Source organism: Deinococcus depolymerans, from assembly GCF_039522025.1.
Lineage (GTDB): Bacteria > Deinococcota > Deinococci > Deinococcales > Deinococcaceae > Deinococcus > Deinococcus depolymerans.
The window spans coordinates 24,392-47,213 of sequence record NZ_BAAADB010000014.1 but is presented as its reverse complement, the minus strand read 5'-3'; the positions used below and the strand labels follow the sequence as shown (position 1 = coordinate 47,213).

General features: G+C 69.7%; 17 protein-coding genes. 6 read left to right on the top strand and 11 right to left on the bottom strand.

Features of this window, described 5'->3' with window-relative positions:
* Positions 1 to 7: 7 nt before the first annotated feature.
* Together ABDZ66_RS08965 and ABDZ66_RS08960 are read right to left on the bottom strand one after the other, a co-directional pair.
* Complete coding sequence (locus tag ABDZ66_RS08965) at positions 8 to 817, bottom strand: metallophosphoesterase (RefSeq protein ID WP_343757958.1); 810 nt, start codon at positions 815 to 817, stop codon at positions 8 to 10.
* Entirely contained in the window at positions 814 to 1,083 is a 270-nt protein-coding gene (locus ABDZ66_RS08960; RefSeq protein ID WP_078301046.1) for a hypothetical protein, read from the bottom strand. Before ABDZ66_RS08960 ends, ABDZ66_RS08965 begins: the two co-directional genes overlap by 4 nt.
* 71 nt (positions 1,084 to 1,154) lie before the next feature.
* On the opposite strand from ABDZ66_RS08960, the gene ABDZ66_RS08955 reads away from it, so the two are divergent.
* From ABDZ66_RS08955 to ABDZ66_RS08945, 3 genes are all read left to right on the top strand, one after another.
* Positions 1,155 to 2,021: a metallophosphoesterase gene (locus tag ABDZ66_RS08955; RefSeq protein WP_343757954.1), complete on the top strand. Its 867-nt coding sequence runs from the start codon at positions 1,155 to 1,157 to the stop codon at positions 2,019 to 2,021.
* 426 nt (positions 2,022 to 2,447) lie between these two features.
* On the top strand, positions 2,448 to 7,256 hold the full coding sequence (locus ABDZ66_RS08950; RefSeq protein ID WP_343757952.1) for a glutamate synthase-related protein: 4,809 nt from the start codon (positions 2,448 to 2,450) through the stop codon (positions 7,254 to 7,256).
* A gap of 58 nt (positions 7,257 to 7,314) precedes the next feature.
* On the top strand, positions 7,315 to 8,778 hold the full coding sequence (locus ABDZ66_RS08945) for a glutamate synthase subunit beta (protein WP_343757949.1): 1,464 nt from the start codon (positions 7,315 to 7,317) through the stop codon (positions 8,776 to 8,778).
* 63 nt (positions 8,779 to 8,841) lie between these two features.
* On the opposite strand, the gene ABDZ66_RS08940 is transcribed toward ABDZ66_RS08945, so the two are convergent.
* The 5 genes from ABDZ66_RS08940 to ABDZ66_RS08920 all read right to left on the bottom strand — a co-directional run bounded on the left by ABDZ66_RS08940 (position 8,842) and on the right by ABDZ66_RS08920 (position 14,836).
* Complete coding sequence (locus tag ABDZ66_RS08940; RefSeq protein WP_343757947.1) at positions 8,842 to 9,261, bottom strand: YybH family protein; 420 nt, start codon at positions 9,259 to 9,261, stop codon at positions 8,842 to 8,844.
* 61 nt (positions 9,262 to 9,322) lie between these two features.
* Positions 9,323 to 10,402, bottom strand: a complete 1,080-nt coding sequence (locus tag ABDZ66_RS08935) for an HD domain-containing phosphohydrolase (RefSeq protein WP_343757945.1) — start codon at positions 10,400 to 10,402, stop codon at positions 9,323 to 9,325.
* Between the two features lie 153 nt (positions 10,403 to 10,555).
* Positions 10,556 to 11,782, bottom strand: coding sequence for a serine hydroxymethyltransferase (glyA, locus tag ABDZ66_RS08930; RefSeq protein ID WP_343757943.1), 1,227 nt, complete (start codon positions 11,780 to 11,782; stop codon positions 10,556 to 10,558).
* Between the two features lie 86 nt (positions 11,783 to 11,868).
* Positions 11,869 to 13,341 (bottom strand): potassium/proton antiporter, encoded by a 1,473-nt coding sequence (locus ABDZ66_RS08925; RefSeq protein WP_343757941.1) that lies wholly within the window; start codon positions 13,339 to 13,341, stop codon positions 11,869 to 11,871.
* Positions 13,342 to 13,498: 157 nt separating this feature from the next.
* Positions 13,499 to 14,836: a lamin tail domain-containing protein gene (locus tag ABDZ66_RS08920; RefSeq protein ID WP_343757939.1), complete on the bottom strand. Its 1,338-nt coding sequence runs from the start codon at positions 14,834 to 14,836 to the stop codon at positions 13,499 to 13,501.
* Positions 14,837 to 15,090: 254 nt separating this feature from the next.
* On the opposite strand from ABDZ66_RS08920, the gene pheS reads away from it, so the two are divergent.
* The gene (pheS, locus tag ABDZ66_RS08915; protein ID WP_343757936.1) at positions 15,091 to 16,107 is read left to right on the top strand and encodes a phenylalanine--tRNA ligase subunit alpha; all 1,017 of its coding nucleotides are present in this window, start codon (positions 15,091 to 15,093) and stop codon (positions 16,105 to 16,107) included.
* Complete coding sequence (locus ABDZ66_RS08910) at positions 16,104 to 16,505, top strand: NUDIX hydrolase (RefSeq protein WP_343757934.1); 402 nt, start codon at positions 16,104 to 16,106, stop codon at positions 16,503 to 16,505. The genes pheS and ABDZ66_RS08910 overlap by 4 nt, the downstream gene beginning before the upstream one ends.
* A gap of 155 nt (positions 16,506 to 16,660) precedes the next feature.
* On the opposite strand, the gene ABDZ66_RS08905 is transcribed toward ABDZ66_RS08910, so the two are convergent.
* The gene (locus ABDZ66_RS08905) at positions 16,661 to 17,023 is read right to left on the bottom strand and encodes an endonuclease domain-containing protein (protein ID WP_343757932.1); all 363 of its coding nucleotides are present in this window, start codon (positions 17,021 to 17,023) and stop codon (positions 16,661 to 16,663) included.
* A 100-nt stretch (positions 17,024 to 17,123) separates the two neighbouring features.
* On the opposite strand from ABDZ66_RS08905, the gene ABDZ66_RS08900 reads away from it, so the two are divergent.
* Entirely contained in the window at positions 17,124 to 19,580 is a 2,457-nt protein-coding gene (locus ABDZ66_RS08900) for a phenylalanine--tRNA ligase subunit beta (RefSeq protein WP_343757930.1), read from the top strand.
* 79 nt (positions 19,581 to 19,659) lie between these two features.
* Here ABDZ66_RS08900 and ABDZ66_RS08895 read toward each other — a convergent pair whose 3' ends face one another.
* The 3 genes from ABDZ66_RS08895 to ABDZ66_RS08885 all read right to left on the bottom strand — a co-directional run bounded on the left by ABDZ66_RS08895 (position 19,660) and on the right by ABDZ66_RS08885 (position 22,677).
* Complete coding sequence (locus ABDZ66_RS08895) at positions 19,660 to 20,640, bottom strand: NUDIX domain-containing protein (RefSeq protein WP_343758147.1); 981 nt, start codon at positions 20,638 to 20,640, stop codon at positions 19,660 to 19,662.
* Positions 20,641 to 20,645: 5 nt separating this feature from the next.
* Positions 20,646 to 21,347, bottom strand: coding sequence for a creatininase family protein (locus ABDZ66_RS08890; protein WP_343757928.1), 702 nt, complete (start codon positions 21,345 to 21,347; stop codon positions 20,646 to 20,648).
* An 88-nt stretch (positions 21,348 to 21,435) separates the two neighbouring features.
* The gene (locus tag ABDZ66_RS08885; protein WP_343757926.1) at positions 21,436 to 22,677 is read right to left on the bottom strand and encodes a hypothetical protein; all 1,242 of its coding nucleotides are present in this window, start codon (positions 22,675 to 22,677) and stop codon (positions 21,436 to 21,438) included.
* Positions 22,678 to 22,822 lie beyond the last annotated feature (145 nt).

Sequence of the window (22,822 nt, the reverse complement as noted above, 5' to 3'; positions counted from 1 at the left end):
GCGGCGCTTACCTGGGGGGCGCGCCGGGCAGGTCGACCGGCGTGACCGGAATGGGCTCCCCGAAACGGGCGTACTTGCGGGCGCGGGCCGGGTCGCCCCGCCCGCAGAACACCGTCACCTGCGGCAGCCCGTGGACGTTCACCTCGGCGACCGCCAGCCGGCCCGTGTCGTACGCGCCGAGGTCCAGGTACAGGTGCCGGCCCAGCCGGGACGGCGTGGGCACCGGGGTGTGGCCGTGCACGGAGTACATCACGCCGTCCGGCAGCGGGAACGGTCCCTCGAAGGGCCGCAGCCACAGCGCCGCCGACAGCGGGTTGGGGTGCTGCGGGTGCCGCACGGGCGGCGAGGCGTGCGCGATCAGCACGCTGGGGTGCGGGGGCGGCTCGTCGTGGATGTCCCCGTCGGCCGTCACGTACACCACGCGCCGCAGGACCTTCAGGTACGCCTCGAGCAGCGGCGGGAACTTCTCCAGGGTCAGGCTGCCCAGCTCGGTGCGGACCGTCTCGCCGCCCGCGCGCATCCACCACTGGTAGCCTTCCATGGCGCGGCGGTAGTCGCCCAGGTCGTGCGTGCCCAGGTACTGCCGGTACCACCGGACGCCCTCTTCCATCATGCGTTCGTGGTTGCCCATCAGCAGCGTGGCGCGCCCGGCGGCGTGCAGGTCCATCAGTTTCTCCACGACCGGCATGGAGCGCGGGCCGCGGTCGATGGCGTCGCCCAGCGACACGTAATGCGCGTCCGGGAAGCGTTCGAGCGCGGCGCGCAGCAGGTCGGGCCGGCCGTGCAGGTCCGGGATGATCAGGATCTGTCGGCTCACGCGCCGTCTCCGGCGTCGTGCTCGTCGCTGAAGTCCAGCAGCGTCTGCTTGCTGCGTTCGCGCAGGCGGGCCGCGCCGTGCGGGTCGGGCGTGAACGTGACCTGCCCGCCGCTGAGCGTCACGCGGTACGCCGCGCCGTCCGCCGCGCCGGGCAGCCACTCGGCCGGCAGCTGGAAGGTGCGGCCGCGCAGGTCCTCCACATCGGCCAGTCCGGCGTCGTCGTCCAGTACGTCTATGACCAGCAGATTCTCGGGCTCGGCGTGCATCCCGGCAGTCTACCGCGCGTGCACCTTCCGGTGGACGCAGCCTCGATCGCCGGGACGCTAGGGTGGGCGGCATGACCGTGACGCGCCGCCACGTCCTGCGCACCCTGGGGGGCGGGGGTCTGGCGGCCCTGGCGGCCGGCGGGGCGGGCGCCGCGCAGGCCTACCGTTTCGGCGTGACCCGGCACGCCCGCACGCTGCCGGGCCTGCGGGCGCCGCTGCGCGTGGCGTTCCTGACGGACCTGCACTACGGGCTGTTCATCGGGGCGGGCAGTGTGGCCGCCTGGGTGGACGCCACGAACGACCTGCGGGCCGACGTGGTCCTGATGGGCGGCGATCAGCTGGACGCCCGCATGGACGCGCCGCCGGAACCGCTGCTGCGTGAACTGCGGCGCCTGCGTGCGCCGCTGGGTGTCTTCGCGGTGTGGGGCAACCACGACTACGGCAGTTTCGGACGTTACGGGGGCCGGCAGTACGGGCCGTCCCGGCCGGACTGGGCCGCGAAACGCGCCGAACTGGAAGGGGCCTTCGCGCGGGCGGGGGTGACGGTCCTGCGCGACGCGGGCCGGCCGCTGCGGGACGACGCCTGGGTGGGCGGCACGGACGACCTGTGGTTCGGCACGCCGGACGTGACGGGCGCGCTGGCCGGGGCGGGCACACGGGCCACGCTGCTCGTCACGCACAACCCGGACCTGCTGCCGGACCTGCCGCGCCCGGTGGGACTGGTGCTGTGCGGGCACACGCACGGCGGGCAGGTGCGCTTTCCGCTGCTGGGCGCGCCGGTGGTGCCCAGCCGCTACGGGCAGCGCTACGCGATGGGGTGGGTGGAGGGCGCGCGCGGCACGCCCGCCTACGTCAGCCGGGGCCTGGGCCTGAGCGGCGTGCCGCTGCGCAACCTGTGCGACCCGGAGATCACGCTGCTGCAGCTGACCCCCGCCTGATACGGACTCCGGCTGGATGGGTCGCAATCCCCGTTCAATCCGAGCGGACCCGCAGAGCGAGTGGGAGCGGAACGGGCTGACCGGCGTGGCGTTGGCCGCCCGGCGGGTGGGCGGGTCGTCGACGAACCAGACGGAATCCGTGGGAGGGGGCCTGCATGAAGCCCGATGCGGGTCCACGGGGTGCGGGTGCCGATCCTTGCGCCCGGAGTGGCCGGATGGGCAACCTTCGGGAGGCAAAGTGCTCGTTGAGGGCCAGGTGTTGCGCCGCGCGCTGGAAAAAGTGGCGGGATGTGCAGAAAAGTGTGCACAGAACATTGGACCCGTTATAAACAACGGCCCTGCATAGACATGCATCTCTCTGTATGGTGATTCTAGCAGCCTGCACCCTGCGGGCCAGCGAGTCACGAGCGAGATGGGAGCGTCAACATGAACAGAACAGACAACCGGGTGACGCCGGCTGAGGCGCCGCACACCCCCGTAACCCCCGCGAGCGGCGCGGAACTGAACCTCGCCCGTGAAAGGGGCCTGTACAGCGGCGCCGAGCACGACGCCTGCGGCGTTGGCTTCGTCGCGCACATCAAGGGCCGCAAGAACCACGCCATCGTGCAGCAGGGCCTGAAGATCCTCGAGAACCTCGACCACCGCGGCGCGGTCGGCGCCGACCCCCTGATGGGCGACGGGGCGGGCATCCTGATCCAGATTCCCGACGAGTTCTACCGCGCCGAGTTCGCCGCGCAGGGCGTGACCCTGCCCCCGCTGGGCGACTACGGCGTCGGCATGATCTTCCTGCCCAAGGAGATCGCCTCGCGCCGCGCCTGCGAGCAGGAACTCGAACGCGCCATCGTCGCGGAAGGTCAGGTCGTGCTGGGCTGGCGGGACGTGCCGGTCAACCGCGAGATGCCCATGAGCCCCGCCGTGCGCGAGAAGGAACCCGTCATCCGGCAGGTGTTCATCGGCGCGGGGCCCGACACGCTGGTTCCCGACGCGCTGGAACGCAAGCTGTACGTCATCCGCCGCCGGGCCAGCAACGCCATCCGCGCGCTGAACTTCACGCACGGCGCCGAGTACTACGTGCCGAGCATGTCGTGCCGGACCGTGATCTACAAGGGCCTGCTGCTCGCCACGCAGGTCGGCGAGTACTACCTCGACCTTCAGGACGAGCGCGTGGTCAGTGCGCTGGCCCTGGTCCACCAGCGCTTCAGTACGAACACCTTCCCCGAGTGGCCGCTGGCGCACCCGTACCGCATGGTCGCGCACAACGGCGAGATCAACACCGTCAAGGGGAACTTCAACTGGATGCGCGCCCGCGAGGGCATCATGGCCTCGCCCGTGCTGGGCGACGACCTGAAGAAGCTCTACCCGATCTCCTTCGAGGGCGAGAGCGACACCGCCACCTTCGACAACGCACTCGAACTCCTGACGCTGGCCGGGTACCCCATGGCGCACGCCGCCATGATGATGATCCCCGAGGCCTGGGAGCAGAACGCCAACCTCGACCCCCGGCGCCGCGCGTTCTACGAGTACCACGCCTCCATGATGGAGCCCTGGGACGGCCCGGCCGCGATGGTCTTCACCGACGGCCGTCAGGTCGGCGCGACGCTGGACCGCAACGGCCTGCGCCCCGCCCGCTACGTGCAGACCCGCGACGATCTGGTCATCCTGGCCAGCGAGTCCGGCGTGCTGCCCGTCCCGGAGAGCAAGATCGTCAAGAAGTGGCGCCTGCAACCGGGCCGCATGTTCCTGATCGACTTCGAGCAGGGCCGCATCATCGAGGACGACGAACTGAAAAACCAGTTCGCGTCCGCCAAACCCTATGCGCAGTGGGTGGAGAACACCCGCTTCCGCCTGGACGACAGCGAGGAGACCGGCACGGTCGGGCAGTTCCGCGAGTCGCTGCTGGACCGCCAGCAGGCCTTCGGGTACACCCAGGAGGACCTGAAGTTCCTGATGGGCCCCATGGCCCTGACCGGCGAGGAAGGCATCGGCTCCATGGGCAACGACAGCCCGCTGGCCGTGCTGTCCGGCAAGAACAAGCCGCTGTTCAACTACTTCCGGCAGCTGTTCGCGCAGGTCACGAACCCGCCCATCGACCCGATCCGCGAATCGGTCGTCATGAGCCTCGTGTCGTTCGTGGGGCCGCGCCCGAACCTGCTGGACATCAACGCGGTCAACCCGCAGCTGCGCCTGGAAGTCGAGCAGCCCATCCTGGACTTCGACGACATGGCCCGCGTGCGCAACATCGAGGAACACACCCGCGGGAAGTTCAAGGCGTACGACCTCGACATCACCTACCCCGCCGAGTGGGGCAGCCGCGGCGTGGAAGCCAAACTGGCGACCATCAACGCCTGGGCGGTGGACGCCATCGAGAGCGGGCACAACGTCATCGTCATCAGTGACCGCCGCGTGGACCGCGAACGCGTCGCGATTCCCAGCCTGCTGGCCCTCAGCAGCATCCACCACCACCTCGTCAAGGCGGGGCTGCGCATGAAGGTCGGTCTGGTCGTCGAGACCGGCGACGCCCGCGAGGTCCACCACTTCGCCGCGCTGGCCGGGTACGGCGCGGAGGCCATCCACCCGTACCTCGCGCTGGAAACCCTGATCAACCTGCACACCGACGTGCCCGGCATGCCCGCCCTGAACGGCATCGACGCGCACAAGGCCATCTCCAACTACATCAAGGCGATCGGCAAGGGCCTGAGCAAGATCATGTCGAAGATGGGCGTCAGCACGTACATGAGTTACTGCGGCGCGCAGCTGTTCGAGGCGGTCGGCCTGAAGACCGACTTCGTGCAGAAGTACTTCTACGGCACGCCCACCCAGGTCGGCGGGATCGGCATCTTCGAGGTGGCGGAAGAAGCCCTGCGCAACCACCGCGCGGCGTTCAGCGACGACCCCGTGCTGGCGCAGAACCTCGACGCGGGCGGCGAGTACGCGTGGCGCGTGCGCGGCGAGGAGCACATGTGGACGCCGGACTCGATCGCCAAGCTGCAGCACTCGGTGCGCAGCGGCAACTACGCCACCTATGAGGAGTACGCCCGGATCATCAACGACCAGAGCCGGCGGCACATGACCCTGCGCGGCCTGTTCGAATTCCGCACCGACGGCGTGACCCCCGTCCCGCTGGAAGAAGTCGAGGCCGCCAGCGAGATCGTCAAACGCTTCGCCACGGGCGCCATGAGCCTCGGCTCGATCAGCACCGAGGCGCACACCACCCTGGCCGTCGCCATGAACCGCATCGGCGGCAAGAGCAACACCGGCGAGGGCGGCGAGGACCCCGCCCGCTACGAACGCGAGATGCGCGGAGAGACCATCGGCGAGGGCCACACCCTCGCCAGCATCCTCGGCGAGAGCAGGGTTGAAGTGGACTACCCGCTGGAACCCGGCGACAGCCTGCGCTCCAAGATCAAGCAGGTCGCCTCGGGCCGCTTCGGCGTCACCACGAACTACCTGACGAGCGCCGACCAGATCCAGATCAAGATGGCGCAGGGCGCCAAGCCCGGCGAGGGCGGCCAGCTGCCCGGCGGGAAGGTCAGCGAGTACATCGGCTTCCTGCGCCACTCCGTGCCCGGCGTGGGCCTGATCAGCCCGCCCCCGCACCACGACATCTACTCCATCGAGGACCTCGCGCAGCTCATCCACGACCTGAAGAACGTCAACCCCCGCGCGGACATCAGCGTGAAGCTCGTCTCCGAGGTCGGCGTCGGCACCATCGCCGCCGGGGTCGCCAAGGCCAAGGCCGACCACATCGTGATCGCCGGGCACGACGGCGGCACGGGTGCCAGCCCCTGGAGTTCCATCAAGCACGCCGGGTCGCCGTGGGAACTGGGCCTCGCGGAGACGCAGCAGACCCTGGTCCTGAACCGCCTGCGGGACCGCGTGCGCGTGCAGACCGACGGGCAGCTCAAGACCGGCCGCGACGTCGTGATCGCCGCGCTGCTGGGCGCCGACGAGTTCGGTTTCGCGACCGCGCCGCTCGTCGCGCAGGGCTGCATCATGATGCGCAAGTGCCACCTGAACACCTGCCCCGTGGGGGTCGCCACGCAGGACCCGGTGCTGCGCGCCCGCTTCCAGGGCAAACCCGAGCACGTCATCAACTTCTTCTTCTTCATCGCCGAGGAAGTCCGCGCCATCATGGCCAGCCTGGGCATCCGCTCCTTCGACGACCTGATCGGCCGCGCCGACCTGCTCGACACGAAGAAGGGCATCGAGCACTGGAAGGCGCAGGGCCTGGACTTCAGCCGCGTCTTCTACCGCCCCGAGGTGCCCCAGGAGGTCGGCGTGCGCCACCTCCACACCCAGGACCACGGCCTGAGCGGCGCGCTCGACCTGCAACTCATCGAGAAGTGCCGCCCCGCCTTCGAGAAGGGCGAGAAGGTCCACTTCCTGCAGGACGTCCGCAACGTCAACCGCACCGTCGGCGCGATGCTGTCCGGCGAACTGACCCGCGTGCGCCCGGAAGGGCTGCCCGACAACACCGTGTTCATCCAGATGGAAGGCACCGGCGGCCAGAGCTTCGGCGCGTTCCTCGCCCCGGGCCTGACCCTGTACCTGATCGGCGACGCGAACGACTACACCGGCAAGGGCCTGTCCGGCGGCCGCGTGGTCGTGCGCCCCAGCATCGAATTCCGCGGCCGGGCCGAGGAGAACATCATCGTCGGGAACACCGTCCTGTACGGCGCGACCAGCGGCGAGGCCTTCTTCCGCGGCGTGGCAGGTGAACGCTTCGCGGTGCGTCTCAGCGGCGCCGAGGCCGTCGTGGAGGGAGTAGGCGACCACGGCTGCGAGTACATGACCGGCGGCACCGTCGTCGTGCTCGGCCAGACCGGCCGGAACTTCGCGGCAGGCATGAGCGGCGGCGTCGCGTACGTGTACGACGCGGACGGCAGCTTCGAGAAGCGCTGCAACACCAGCATGGTGGACCTGCACCCCCTGCTGCCCGAGGACCAGCAGCTCGCGCAGACGGGCGGCGCCCTGCACCTGGGCCAGAGCGACGAGGCGCACCTGCGCCGCCTGCTCGAAAGCCACCACAAGTGGACCGGCTCGCAGCGAGCCAGCGACCTGCTGGACGACTGGGAGACCACCCTGAAACGCTTCGTCAAGGTCTTCCCCAAGGAATACCAGCGCGCCCTGCGCGAACGCGCCCAGGCCGGAACGCTCCAGGCCGCCGACACCACCAGCATGCAGACCGCGCAGCCCGGCAACCCCGTGGCCGCGCAGGGCACCCTGACCAAGTAACCCCTCCCAGTGCCCGCCCAGTTCAGGCGGCGGGCGCTGCCCCCCCACCGGAGCACGCATGAGCAAGATCACCGGCTTCCTCGACCAGCCGCGCATCAAGGACCAGTACGCCCCGGTCGACGCGCGCCTCAAGCACTACCACGAGTTCCTGCTGCCCCTCGACAGTGGCGCCGCCCGCCTCCAGGCGACCCGCTGCATGGACTGCGGCATTCCGTTCTGCAACAACGGCTGCCCCGTCGGGAACATCATCCCGGACTTCAACAACCTCGTGTACCAGGACGACTGGCGCAGCGCACTGGACACCCTGCACTCCACGAACAACTTCCCCGAATTCACGGGCCGCATCTGCCCCGCCCCCTGCGAGGCCGCCTGCACCCTGAACATCAACGGCGACGCCGTGGGCATCAAGAGCATCGAGCTGAGCATCATCGAACGCGGCTGGCAGGAAGGCTGGGTCACGCCGCAACCCCCCGCCGTGAAGACCGGGAAGAAGGTCGCCGTGATCGGCTCCGGTCCCGCCGGGCTGGCCGCCGCGCAGCAGCTCGCCCGCGCCGGGCATGACGTGACCGTGTTCGAGAAGAACGACCGCGTGGGCGGCCTGATGCGCTACGGCATCCCCGACTTCAAGATGGACAAGCACCACATCGACCGCCGCGTCGAACAGATGCAGGCCGAGGGTGTCACCTTCCGGACCGGCACCCTGGTGGGCGCGTGGCCCGAGGGCAGCCGGGTCACGAACCTCAGCAAGAAGACCGTCACGCCCGACGAACTGAAAGCCGAATTCGACGCCGTGCTCCTCGCAGGCGGCGCCGAGCAGCCCCGCGACCTGCCCGCCCCCGGCCGCGAGCTGGACGGCATTCACTTCGCCATGGAGTTCCTGCCGCAGCAGAACCGCGTGAACGCCGGCGACAAACTGAAAAAGCAGCTGCGCGCCGACGGCAAGCACGTCATCGTGATTGGCGGCGGCGACACCGGCAGCGACTGCGTCGGGACCAGCAACCGCCACGGCGCCGCCAGCGTGACCCAGTTCGAGGTGATGCCCCAGCCGCCCGAACAGGAGAACAAACCCCTCGTGTGGCCCTACTGGCCCATGAAACTCCGCACCAGCACCAGCCACGAGGAAGGCGCAGTGCGTGAATTCGCCATCGCCACCAAGGAATTCATCGGCAAGGGCGGCAAGGTCACGGGCGTCAAGACCGTCCGCATGGAACTGAGGGACGGCCAGCTGACCGAAATCCCCGGCAGCGAGGAACTCCACAAGGCCGACCTCGTCCTGCTCGCCATGGGCTTCGTCAGCCCCGTCGGCAGCGTCATCGACGCCTTCGGCATCCAGAAGGACGCCCGCGGCAACGCCCACGCCCACACCGACGAGGGCGGCTACCACACCAACGTGCAGGGTGTCTTCGCCGCCGGGGACATGCGCCGCGGCCAGAGCCTCGTCGTGTGGGCCATCCGCGAGGGCCGCCAGGCCGCCCGCGCCATCGACCAGCACCTCATGGGCACCTCGGTCCTGCCCCGCTGAGAACAAGACCGGAAGGCCGCGCCGCCCCAGGCAGGGGAGAGGCGCGGCCTTCTGCCTGACCGTTCAGGCTGGTCGGTGGAGGTTGACCTTGCCGCTTTCGAATTCGGCGGGGGCGCTGCTGTGTTCGTGGAGGATCAGCCAGCCGTCGCCGCTGCGGGTGAGGGTGAGGCTCAGGCGGTTGTTCATGGCGCGCAGGCGTTCGCCGCTGGCACTCAGGCCCGCGTAGGTGACGAGGGCGTGTACGAGGGCCATCTCCGGCGTGACGGTGCTGCGGATATCGTCGAAGGTGACCTGCACCCGCTCGTCGCCCAGGCTGGCGAACCAGCCCTCGACCATGCCGCGCCATGCCTGCTGGCCGTCGTAGAGCCAGTGTTCCCACATGTCGTACACGGTGACGTGCGGGTGGTACAGGGCCAGCAGGGCTTCGGCGTCGCGGGCGTGCACGGCGTCGGCGTAGGCCTGGAGGATCTGTTCGGGGTGCATGGGCTACAGTAGCACCTGATTGTCTTCAGGCAGAATAAGCCATTCTTACTATGCTGCCTGCTTACGCTGCGTGGTGCCCGAGAACCTTCACGAGGGCCTGCACGACCTGCGGGTCGAAGTGCGTGCCGCTGCCCTGCTGCACGAAGGCCAGGGCCTCGTCGGTACTCCAGGCGTGCTTGTAGGGGCGGTTGCTGGTCAGGGCGTCGAACACGTCGCACACGGCGAAGATGCGGGCCGGGAGGGGGATGTCCTGGCCGCGCTGCCCGAGCGGGTAGCCGCTGCCGTCCCAGCGTTCGTGGTGCGCGGCGATGACGTCCAGGGCGGGTTGCGGCAGGAATGAAAGTTGCCGCGCGAGCGCGACGCCCTCGTGGACGTGGACGCGCATGCGTTCACGCTGCGCCGGGCTGAAGGGGCCGGGCCAGCGCAGGACGTCGTCGGGCAGGGCGATCTTGCCGATGTCGTGCAGGTACGCGCCCCAGCGCAGCGCGCACAGGCTGGCCGCGTCGAGATTCAGGGCGCGGCCCAGCTGCACGGCGAGTTGCGTGACGCGGTCGGTGTGTCCGTGGGTCTCGGCGTCCCGTGCTTCCAGGAACAGGCCCAGGGTGCGCAGGGCGCTCTCGTGCGCCTCGCGTTCGCGTTCCTCGGCGTCCAGGCGGGCGGCGAGCAGGGCCAGCAGGCCGGTGACGCTGCCGGTCAGGGCGCGTTCGAGGTCCGTCCAGGAGTGTGGGGTGTGCGCGTGGGCGAGCAGCGCGCCGATCAGGTGGCCCTGGCGGTCGTGGACGGGCGCGGCGATCAGGGCGTTCACGCCCAGGGCAGGAAACCCGCTCAGGGCGGGGTGGGTGAGGGTGTCGGTGTAGAAGGCGACGTCGGTGGCGGCGCGCAGGGTGCGGATGAGTGGCAGGGTGGCGGGGAGGCCGCATTCGGGGTGCCAGGGGTGGTGGCCGCTGGTGGCACGGACGCGGAAGGTCTGCCCGGCCTCCCACCACTGGAAGTACCCGGCGCCGTGGGCGGCGGTGTGGGTGATCAGGGCGTCCAGGACGGGTTGCATGGCACTCCCGAGATCCTGGGCGTTCAGGCCCAGCCGGGTGAGTTGCAGGGTCAGGTCAGCGAAGCTCCCCTGAGGGGTGGGCTGTTCGGTCATGGATGGCTTCACTATGACACGCGGATTGACGAAATTTTCACACTTGTTGGCGTGGCCCGCGCGTGTCGCCCGGAGGGGCGCGGCAGCCTTCCTGCGCGGGCCTCCGGGCGTGGGGCGGTCCGGCGCGGCGTTTCCGTCCGCGCCGGACGGCATTCAGGGAATCGGGAAGCCGCCCGCGAAGGCGTGCACCTCGGCCTTGACGTCCTCGCCTTTCAGGGCGCGGTCGATCAAGTCCGCGACGGTCTGCATGTCGCTTTCCACCATGCCGCGCGTGGTGACGGCGGGCGTGCCGATGCGGATGCCGCCGCCGTGCAGGATCTTCTCGGTGTCGTACGGCAGGGTGCTCTTGCTGATCGTGATGTGGTTCGCGTCGAGCAGGCGCGTGGCCTTGGTGCCGTTCAGGCCCTGGGGGCGCAGGTCCAGCACCAGCAGGTGGTTGTCGGTCCCGCCGGACACCACGCGGTAGCCCTTGTCCTGGAAGGCCTGCGCGAGGGCCTGGGCGTTGCGGATGATCTGCGCGGCGTACGCCTTGAAGTCGTCGGTGAGGGCCTCGCCGAACGCGACGGCTTTCGCGGCGATCACGTGCTCCAGCGGCCCGCCCTGGTAACCGGGGAACACGGCCCGGTCGATCTTCGCGCCGAGTTCCGGGTCATTGCTGAGGATGATCCCGCCGCGCGGGCCGCGCAGGGTCTTGTGGGTGGTGCTGGCCACCACGTGCGCGTGCGGCAGCGCGTTCGGGTGCACGCCCGCCGCGATCAGACCCGCGATGTGCGCGATGTCCGCGAACAGGATCGCGCCGACCTCGTCGGCGATCTCACGGAACGCCGCGAAGTCGATGGTGCGGCTGTACGCGCTGGCGCCCGCGATGATCATCTTCGGCCTGTGCTCGTGCGCCAGCCGGCGGACCTCCGCCATGTCGATCAGTTCCGTCTCGGGGTTCACCTTGTACCCCACGATCCGGTAGCGCAGCCCGGAGAAGTTCACAGGGTTCCCGTGCGTCAGGTGCCCGCCGTGGCTCAGGTCCATGCCCAGCACCGTGTCGCCCGGCTCGATCAGCGCGTTGTACACCGCGAGGTTCGCGCTTGACCCGCTGTGCGGCTGCACGTTCGCCCACGCCGCGCCGAACAGTTCCTTCAGGCGGTCGATGGCCAGCTGCTCGATGCGGTCCACGACCTCGCACCCGCCGTACCAGCGCTTGCCGGGGTAGCCTTCCGCGTACTTGTTCGTCACGATGCTGCCCTGCGCCTCGCGCACCGCCGCGGACGTGAAGTTCTCGGAGGCGATCAGTTCCAGGCCGTGGCGCTGCCGCTCGGCCTCAAGTTCGATCAGGTCGAAGAGTGCCGTGTCACGGGCAGCGGATTTATCGGCGGTGGTCGTCATGAACCCACGGTAACACCGCGGCCGCGGGGCGGTGGCCCCCGTGTCTTTGCAGGTCAGACAACCGCCCCGGCGGCCCCGCCCGGTCCCTACACGGCCCCGGCCGGCCGGTGCAGTTTCCCCTCCACTTCCCGCAGTTCGTCCTCCCCGGCCAGCACCAGCACGCTGTCCCCGCCGGTCAGGTGCGTGGCGCCCTTGGGAATCAGGAACTCCCCGCCCCGGTGAATCAGGATCACCAGCGCCTCGGGCGGCAGGCGCAGGTCCATGATGCGCTGCCCGTCGGCGGCGCTGCCGGGCTGCACCTCAACCTCCACCATCTCGTTCTTGTTGTGCCCGGTCGGCGTGTACGAGATCGGGTACTGCGTGACGGTCGGCAGCGCCTCACGCACCCGCAGGAACCGCGCCACCAGCGTCAGGGTCGTGCCCTGCAGCAGCACGCTGGTCAGCACGATGAAGAACACGATGTTGAACAGCGTGCCCGCCCGCTCCGCGCCCGCCAGCAGCGGAAAGGTCGCCAGCACGATCGGCACCGCGCCGCGCAGCCCCACCCACGCCACCATGCTCTTCTCGTTCAGCGGCATCTTCGCGCGCGCCAACGCCAGGTACACGCTCAGGGGCCGCGCCACGAACACCAGCACCAGCGCGCACGCCAGCGCCAGTCCCGCCGTGGGCAGCAGCTCGCGCGGGTTGACCAGCAACCCCAGCGTGAGGAACATCGCCACCTGCATGAGCCACGACAGCCCGTCATGGAACGACAGCAGGCTGCGCTTGTGAATGAACTCCGCGTTCCCCAGGATCACGCCCGCGATGTAGATCGCCAGGAACCCGCTGCCACCCGCGACGGCCGTGCCCGCGAAGATCGTCAGGGCCAGCGCCAGACTCAGCACCGAGTACAGCCCCTCGAACTGCAACTGCAGGCGGTTGAGGACCCACAGCGCCGCGCGGCCCAGCACCACCCCGAACAGCGCCCCGATCAGCATCTGCTTGAAGAACAACGGCACGATGCCCAGCACACCCATGCCCGGATTCGCCATGAGTTCCAGAATCCCGACCGTGAGAAAGACCGCCATCGGGTCGTTTCCGCCGGACTCGAACTCCAGCAGTGGCGCCACGTCCCCCTTCAGGCCCAGTTGCCGCTCCTTGAGGACACTGAACACCGCGCTGGCGTCCGTGCTGCTGACAATCGCGCCCAGCAGCCACGCCGAGAGCCACGGGAACCCGAACGCGAAATGCGCGAACGCCGCCATCACGCCCGCCGTGATCAGCACGCCCACCGTCGCCAGACTCAGGCCCCGGCGCACCACGGGCCGCGTGTGCGCCCAGTTGGTCCCCAGCCCCCCCTGAAACAGAATGAAGCACAACGCCAGCGTGCCCAGCGCCTGCGCGAACCGGTAATCCTGAAACTGGATGCCCAGCCCGTCCGACCCGGCCAGCATCCCCACACCCAGGAACAGCAGCAGGCCCGGAATGCCCAGCCGACCCCCCAGCCGGCTGACCAGCAGACTCACCAGCAGCAGCACCCCGGCCGCCAGCAGAAACACCTCCGTGTGCACCTCACCCATGCAGGTCCCAGCGGGCACGCCGCCCCGCACGCCACTCCACCACCGTCAACTCGATCATGCCTGCATGGTCGCATGCGTCCAGACGCACGAAAAAGGACCGGGAACCCCCTGCAGGGTCCCCGGTCAGGAACATGAAGGCCAGCTGAAGCGGACGGGCCTACAGGTCCTTCGCCAGCCAGCGCACGATGTTCTTGCCCATCGTGGCGTTGCTGAGATTCGGCCAGTTGTTGTACGTGCCGGTGCTGCCGTCCGAGTACGTGTTGTCCCCGAAGGTGCTGCTGTCGCCCCACATCGCCACGCGGCCCGTGCCGACGCTGTTCACCCCGAGGTACGTCTTGCCGCCCGTGCCCATCAGGGCCGTGCCCGCCAGGACGTCCACGCTGGTGCCCACGTACACCCCGGCGCTGCTCACGCCGCTGAGGATCGGGTGGGTGGTCAGCGGGGTCGCCGTGTACACCGGGTCGCTGAAGCTGGAGTTGAACGACGCGTTCAGCCCGAAGATCACGTCACTGTTCAGGCTGGCCTGCAGGCTGGCGCTGACGCTGGCGGGCGTGCTGCCGTCCCAGCCGTCAAAGACCTCCGGGCTGTCCCAGCCGCTGTTGTTGCGGTCACTGGCACGGTGATCGGTGATCATGAACACCCCGCCGCCGTTCTGCACGAAGCTCTGGATCGCGGCGCGCTCGGCGTCGCTGAAGGGATTCTGCGGCTCGGGAATGACCAGCACCGACGCGCCCGACAGGCTGGTGGACGTGATGCTCGTGCCCGTGAGGGTGCTCACCACGTAGCCCAGGCCGCGCAGCGCGTCCGCGTAATCGCTGTACGCCCCATCGATGCGCCAGTCGGCGTTCCCGGCGTCCTCGGCCTTCGTCAGATCGAACAGGACCTTCTTCCCGGTCGTGCCGCCCCCGCCCGTCCCGCCGTCGTTCGCCGCGCCGGGCGTGGCGGCCTGAACCTTGAAGTCCACGCTGTTCACGTTCGTGTCCGACCCGTCCGGCACGCGCGCCAGGGCGCTGCCCGCCCCGGTCGTGGGTGCCGACGTGCCCTCGCCCCTGTTGCTGGTGGGCGACCCGTACGCCACCGCGTCGATGACCGTGGTGCTCTTCAGCAGACGCAGGCTGCCCGCCCCGTTGTTCAGGTCCGCGCCCGCGTTCACCAGATTCCGGTTCGCCACCGTCGTGTCCTGCGCCACCACGAAGTACCCGCTCGCCGGGATCGTCCCGGACAGGGCCAAGGTGCGGTACTGCGTGCCCGCCGTATCGAACGCCGCCAGCGTGTACCCGCTCAGGCTCGCGCCCGCCGGGCCCCTGAGCTCAATGAACGTGCCGGCGTCCGTGCCCGGCGCGTCGTAGTACAGCTCGTTGATGACCGGCTCACCCGCCGCCGCCAGCGTGGACAGCCGCGCATCCCCCGAGAGCGGCACGCGACCGCATGCAGACAGGGCAAGAGAAACAGAGGCCAGCAGCACCAGGCTGCGCCGGAAGGTTGAATTGGACATCGAGATACCATTCTTCGCGCATCTGTCAAGCAGATGTCAACACCACCCGGTCACCTGCGTCCACGCCCCCCACCCCGGACCCCACCCGGACCTGCTACCCTGAACCCCATGACGCCCCGGACCGGTACACCTTCGCCGTTTACCCGCACCGGGGTCACGCTCGCCTGAAACAGGCCGCAGCGCGTCACCCCGCCCGCACCCGCGAGGCGGGGCTTTTCATTGCCAGACTGTTCATTCCCCCCACCGGAGGACCCATGCACGAAGCCATCCCCGAAATCCAGGCGGCCACCACCCTCGAAGCGCTCCAGACCGTCAAGACCAAGTACGTCGGCAAGAGCGGCCTCGTCACCCGCGAACTCGGCACCCTGGGCAAACTCCCCCCCGAAGAACGCAAGGCACGCGGCGCGGAAATCAACGCCGTCCGGCAGGCCATCCAGACTGCCCTCGACGACCGCGAAACCACCCTGCGGCGCGAAGCCCTCGACGCCCAGCTGCAAAGCGAGGCCATCGACGTCACCCTCCCCGGCCTCCCCCTCCCGGCGGGCGGCCTGCACCCCATCAACCGCGTCTACGACGACCTCACCGGCATCTACGAACGCCTCGGGTACACCGTCGTCGAAGGGCCCGAAGTCGAGGATGAACACCACAACTTCGAAGCCCTCAACGTCCCCTGGTACCACCCCGCCCGCGACCTCCAGGACACCTTCTGGCTCGAGGACGGCCGCCTGCTGCGCACCCACACCAGCCCCATGCAGATCCGCTACATGACGGAGCACGAACCCGACCTGAAAATCGTCGTGCGCGGCAAGGTCTACCGCTACGAAGCCACCGACGCCACCCACGAAAGCATGTTCCACCAGCTCGAAGGCCTCGTCGTCGGCGACCACATCAGCATGGCCGACCTGAAAGGCACCATCGCCGAAATGGCCCGCGGCCTCTACGGCGCAGGCGCCAAGGTCCGCTTCCAGCCCAGCTACTACCCCTTCGTGGAACCCGGCGCGGACTTCGCCGTGTACTGGGACAACCCCCGCGGCGAGAGCAAATGGCTCGAACTCGGCGGGTGCGGCATGGTCCACCCCAGCGTCTTCAAAGCCGTCGACGACCTCCGCGAAGCACAGGGCAAACCTCGCGTCTACGAGGGCAAGACCGGCTTCGCGTTCGGCCTCGGCCCGGAACGCATCGCCATGCTCAAGTACAAGATCCCCGACATCCGCTACTTCTACGCCAACGACCCCCGCGTCATCGGGCAGTTCCGGGGAGAACTGGAGTGAGAGCCCGCGCCGTCGCCATCATCCTGAACGACAAGGCCGAGGTGCTACTCATGCTCCGGCGCAAGGCAGGCCGCGCGTACGCCACGCTGCCCGGCGGCGGCATCGAGGACGGCGAGACGCCCGCCCAGGCCTGCATCCGCGAGGTGCTGGAGGAAGTGAACCTGACCGTCACGGTCGGCCCCGAACTCCTCGTGCTGGAGAACATCGGCAACCTGGAGCACTACTTCCAGGCGCAGGTGCAGTCCGGCGAGATGCGCCTCGGCGACGGCCCCGAAGCGATCCGCAGCAGCGACGAGAACTGGTACTCGCCGCAATGGGTGCCCCTCACGGACCTGGAAAGCGTGAACCTCGTGCCCGAGCGGGCGAGGGAACTCGTGCGCGAGGTGGCTGCGCGATGAACCGCCCGCCTTCACTCTCTCCCTTGAGGGGGGAGATGTCCCGCAGGGACAGACTCGAAGAGCTGCGCAGCAGAGGGGGTGCCTTCGATACAGGAGACCGCCTGGGTGGCGCTTCGGTTCACCCCCTCCCAGCCTCCCCCCTCAAGGGGGAGGAGCTAAAGGTCCTTTCTGGCGTCCAGGACCTGTTGGATTCGTTCGAGGACGCCGGGGAGGTTGCTCCGCACTTCGTTGTTCCAGAAGCGCAGGGTCTGGAAGCCGTGGTCGAGCATGTCGGCGTCGCGTTCCCGGTCGGTGTCGCTGTTCAGGTGTTGGCTGCCGTCGAGTTCGATGACGAGAGTGCGTTCGTAGCAGACGAAGTCCGCGACGTACCGGCCCATGGGTTCCTGTCTGCGGAAGGTTACGCCGAGTTGTTTGCGGCGCAGGTGCTGCCACAACAGGATTTCTTCGGGGGTCATGCGCCTGCGCAGCATGCGGGCGACGTCGGTGGATGGACTGGTGCGCGCGTCATGTGGGGTCACGCCGCAGTGTAATTGCGTTGTTCTCCCTCCCCCTTCAGGGGGGAGGGTCGGGGAGGGGGTGAACCGCAGTGCTGCCCCCGACCAACTCAAGAGGTACTCAATGAAAATTCCGTATTCGTGGTTGAAGGAACTGGTGCCGGGTCTGCCGGTGGTGTCGGAGCTGGAGCCGATCTTCGCGGGGCTGGGTCTGCCGCTGGAGGGCGTGGAGGAGGTCGCGGCGCCGCCGGCGGGGGTGTTGCTGGTGGCGGTGAAGGCGGCGGAGGCGATGCCGGGTACGCAGTTGACGCGCCTGACGCTGGATGTCGGTGAGCACGGCGAGAAGGTCATTGCGTCGGGCGCGGGGAACGCGGTGGGGCTGCCCGCTGGGACGATGCTGGCGTTGGTGTCGCCGGGTACGGAACTGGGCGGCATGACGTATGGCGTGCGGGCGTTGCAGGGCGTGGAGTCGTGGGGTATGGCGGCGAGTGCGAAGGAGCTGGGGTTGGGTGAGAGCAGCGCGGGCCTGATGCTGTTCCCGGCGAACACGGCGAAGCCGGGGACGCCGATGCGGGAGCTGTGGGCAGCGGATCACGTGCTGGACGTGGAGGTCACCCCGAACCGCGCGGACGTGCTGAGCGCGCTGGGGCTGGCGCGGGATCTGGCGGCGTTCCTGAAGCTGGACCTCGTGCAGCCCCCGATGGGGCCGCAGGCGGTGGGGGAGGGCGAGATCCGCGTGTCCCTGCCGGAAAAGGGCATCCGGATCGAGCGGGACCCGACCCAGAAGCTGCGCTTCGGCTGCGACCGCTTCGTGGCCCGCACGGTCAGTGGCCTGCGGAACGGTCCGGCGCCGCTGTGGATGCAGCGCCGCGTGACCCTGTCCGGCATGCGTTCCATTGACCTGATCGTGGATACCAGCAACTACGTGATGCTGGAACTGGGTCAGCCGACGGCGCTGTACGACCGGCGGGACGTGCGCGGCGATCAGATTCTCGTGGCGTTCGGGCTGCGTCAGGGCGAGCGGGTGCGGGACCTGATGGGCGGCGAGCATGAGGTCGGCCCGGAGGACCTGCTGATCCTCGACGGCGCGCAGCCCGAGGTCTCCACGGTGGCGGACGCTTTCGAGACCGCCGGGCAGCCCAGACTGGGCGACACGGTGCTGGGCATCGCGGGCATCATGGGCGGCGATCACGGGCACGTGCGGGCCGACACGACGGACGTGGTGATCGAGGTCGCGCACTTCGACCCGGTGCTGCTGCGCCGCACGAGCACCCGCCTGGGCCTGAAGACGGACGCCGTGTACCGCTATGAGCGCGGCGTGGACCCCCTGCTGCCCGAACGCGCGGCGGCCCGACTGGTGGGCCTGCTGGGCGACGCGGGCGGGCAGGTGCACCCCGGCGCGACGGTCGTGGGCGACCCCGAGATTCCGGGCCGGATCGAGGCGACGGGTGAGCAGATCCGCGCGCTGCTGGGCATGCCCGTGGACACCGACGAGATGCGCGGCATCCTCAGCCGCCTGGGTTGCGTCGTGGAAGGGGAGGGCGACGCCCTGAGCGTCCTGCCGCCCTCGTGGCGGGTGGATATGGCGATCTGGCAGGACCTCGCGGAGGAGGTCGCGCGCCTGCACGGCTTCTTGCACCTGCCCGAGAGCCTCCCCACCCTGCGCGTTCACGAGAGCAACATCGGCGCGGAGAAGCCCGGCGTGGCCCGCGCGACGCTGCGCCGCACCCTGGCCGGACTGGGCGCGCAGGAGGTCGTCACGTACACCTTCACCAGCGACGAGGAGGCCGGGAAGGCCCGCACCGAGCGGCCCGGCGTGCGCCTGCGCAACCCCCTGACCGCCGACCGGACCGGGCTGCGCACCGCGCTGTACCCCAGCCTCCTGAAGGCCGCGCAGGCCCACGCGAAGGGCGACCGCGTGCTGATCTTCGAGATGGGCCGCATCTTCCCCGCCAGCGGCGAGACCGAACGCGTCGGCCTGCTGATGCGCGGACCGCTGGCGCCCCGCACCGATCAGGCGGGCGTCGCCGGGGACTTCCGCGCGTTCAAGGGCCTCGTCGAAACCCTGGCCGGCACCCTGGGCGCCAGCTTCGAACTGCGCCAGCTGCGCGGCGACGCCGTGCCGTCCGCCCTGCACCCCGGCATCGCGGGCGAGGTCATCTGGAACGGCCAGAGCGTCGGCTGGCTCGGCGCGCTGCACCCCGAGATCGCCCAGGCGTTCGGCCTCAAGGGCGACACCTTCCTCATGGAAGCTGCGCTGCCCCTGCCGGGCCGCGAGTGGGCGTTCCGCGACCCCAGCCGCGCCCCCGCCGCGTGGCGCGACCTCGCCGTCATCACCCCCACCGGTGTCAGCTACGGCGAGATCGCCGCGCTGCTGCGCGAACACGGCGGCACCCTGTTGGAAAGCGTGGAACCCTTCGACGTGTTCACCGGCGAGCAGATCGGCACGGGCAACCGCTCGGTCGCCGTGCGCCTCGTCTTCCGCGGCGACCGGACCCTCACCGACGCCGAGGTGGACCCCGTCATGGACGCCCTGATGGGCGCCGTCCGCGCGCAGGGCTGGAGTATCCGCGAGAAGTGACCCCTCCGCCCCTCCGGGGCACCTCCCCTTAAAGGGGAGGCAGAAGGAGGCCAGGGCCATGTGCTCCGGCCTCCTCTGATTATTGGTCTGGGGTGTCTCCGTGCGTGCGCCACCAGCGGAGGTTGGCGCGGATCAGTTCGCCGCTGAGTTCCTCTTCGCCCGGCAGGTCGTCGGGGCTGAACCACCCGACCTCCAGCACCTCGCCGGGCTGGGGGGTGAGGGTGCCGGTGACGCCGTGGGCGCGGTACAGGACGGAGACGTAGTCCACGATGTGCCCGTTGGGGTACGTGAAGCGGTACTCGGGTCCGGCGAACATGTGCAGGGGCTCCAGGTGGGCGGCGTGCAGCCCGGTCTCCTCGAACAGTTCGCGGGAGGCGGTCCCCGCGAAGGTCTCGCCGGGTTCCAGGCTGCCGCCGGGCAGCGTCCACAGGCGCGTGTGCCCGTGCCGCAGCAGCAGGAGGCGGCCCCGGTCGTCGGTGACGAGGACGTTCGAGCCGGGCGCGAACCAGGGGCGCGGACCGATCACGCGCCGCAACTCCATCAGGAAGTTCCCGACCGGCGGTGCGGGTGGCGTGGGCGTCAGCGGCAGGGGCGGGAGGCCCGCGCGGGCGCGCAGGACGTTCATGCTGGCGCGGTTGGCGTTGTTGCTGAGGTCCGGCAGGGCGTCCAGCGGGAACCACTGGAGTTCCAGGGTCTCGCCGCTGTCGTCCGGCGCGGCCCCTGCCAGCGCGGCGGCGGGCAGTGTGCCGTGCGCCCGCATCCCGATGATGTAGATCTCGTGCCCGTTCGGGTAGCGGTGGAACAGCTCCGGGCCGTCCTGCAGGCCCTCGGGCAGCGGCAGCAGGGTCAGGTCCGGGCAGTCCAGGCCGGTCTCCTCGAACAGTTCGCGGCGGGCGCCGGTCAGGAACGCTTCGCCGGGTTCCAGCGCGCCGCCCGGTTCGCCCCACAGGCCGTCGTCGCCGCGGCGTTGCAGCAGCACGCGCCCGTGCTCGTCCTGAATCAACGCGCCTGCCGACGCCGCCATCAGCGGGCGGTTGCCCCACACCTCACGTAATTGCATCAGGGTCACGCCCAGCCTCCCTGGAGCAGGGCGCGCGTCTCTGCGACGGCCTCCTGCCAGATGCGCTGCATCTCCCGGTCCGGGCGGCGGTGCAGCCCGCCGTAATTCCCGTCGCCCAGCCGCTCCCGGACCAGCGCGGGCGGCAGTTGCCGCAGGGCCGCCACGTCCACCATGGGTTTGCGTTCCTCGGGGGCCGCCACGCCCTCCAGGCGCGTCCAGGGGAAGTTCTCCATCCAGCTCGCGTGGCTCGCCAGTTCATCTGTGGCCTGCACGGCCGCCCAGGTGCGCGGCGCGTTCCACCAGTTATGCCACTGCACCCGCGCGTCCGGGTGCCGCGCCAGCCACTCCCCGAGCCACCCCTGCCCCGGCGAGTTCCCGCCGTGCCCGTTCACGATCAGGATCCGCCGGAACCCCTGCGCGTGCAGGCCCGACAGCAGGTCGTCCAGCAGCGCCAGGTACGTGCCCACCCGCAGGCTCACGGTGCCCGGGTACGCCGTGAACGATGGCGTCACCCCGTACGGTAGCGCCGGGAACACCGGCACGCCCAGCCCCTCGGCCGCCTCGGCCGCCACCCGCGCGGCGAGGCGCGTGTCGGTCGCCAGACTCAGGGTCGCGTGCTGCTCGGTGCAGCCCAGCGGCAGCACGCAGCGGTCCTCCGCGCGCAGCGTCTCGGCCACCATGGCCCAGTTCATGTCCTCGATCCGCATGAACCACGCTACCGCACCGCCCACGCCGGCGCGGCCGCAGACAGGACAGGCCGGGGCGGGTGCTCCGGCCTGTCCTGTTTGCGTGCGCTCAGCGGCGCGGGTTGGCGAGTTCCTGCAGGTCCTTCTCGGCGGTGCGGAAGTCCGTTTCGACCAGTTTGCCGCTCTTGACGTAGCGGAATTTCACCTGATCGCCCGGCTGCAGGTCCATGTCGTTCCCGTCGGCCAGCGGTCCGAAGGCGGTCACGACGGCCTTGCCGTTGAAGCTCAGGGCGGCGTTCAGGGTGCCGCCGATCCGGTCCAGGGCGTTGGGGGCGCTCATGGCCTTCTCGCTGAATTCCAGGTTGCTCAGGTCGCGCAGGTACACGTTCAGTTCGGTCCTGTGGCTGGGGATGTCCAGCGTGCCGGTCAGGTCGGCGCGGGTGGGCGTGAACGCGAAGGCCGCGCCGCAGCGGTCGCGGGTGGTGCCGGTCACGTTCAGTTTCAGGCTGGCCGCCACTTTGTTCCTGGTGGTCGCGTACTGCGCCGAGCCGCTGAGCAGCACGTCCTTCTCGGTCCAGGCATACCTCAGGTCCAGGCTGGCGGGGGCGTTCGTCTCGCGGCCCGCCCAGCCGCTCAGGGTCAGCGCGGTGGGACCGGCGCTGTTCAGGCAGTCGCCGGGCGTCATGCTGAACTTCAGGCCCGCCACGGTCTTGCCGGAGACGGTGACGCGGCCGGTCGCGTTGGTCGGCACTTCCTGCTGACGGGGGACCGGCTGCCAGGTGTTCGGGTCGTACGCGTACCCGTTGTTCACCCAGACGGTCGCGGCGCCGCCGACCTTCCAGTTCGCCTCGACGCGCAGGTCAGAGCGGGCGTCCACCATCACGTAGCCGTCGGTGGGCGTGCTGGTGTGCGAGCGTTTCCCGTCACGGCCGATGGTGTCGGTCCCGGTGGGCAGGGTGTTCTTCACGGGCGTCAGGGCCTGCGTGGTCACGCGCCCCTGCCCGCCGAGGCCCTGCACGAAGTTCTTCCCGAACGACGCGGCGCCGCGCAGGTCCAGGCCATTCGGGCCGACAGGCGCGCCGCCCATGCCCAGCAGCCCCAGCAGGGTTTTCAGGTCGGGGTCCAGGTCCGGGTTGTTCGGGTCGGTCATGGCGGCCATCTGCTTGGCGGCACTCTGGGCGGTGCCCGGCACGTTCTGCACCTCCACGCTCTGACCCGCGACGGGCGCGGCGGGTTCCGTGACGGCCGGGTCAACCGGGACCGGCGTGGTGGGCTGCGTGGGGGTGGTGGTGCGGTCGCAGGAGGCGAGGAGCAGGGCGCCGACGGTCAGCAGGGCAAGGGAACGTTTCACATGTTCAGCGTAGGGAGTCGTCAGAACGCTGTCGTGCGGACATGACGCACCCCCCCCGTCAGCCGCGCGCTGTTCTCCGAATGGAGGCACCGGACGTCGGTTGTTCCGACGCCTCCATTCTCTGCTTCGCCGCTGTGCCAGTCCG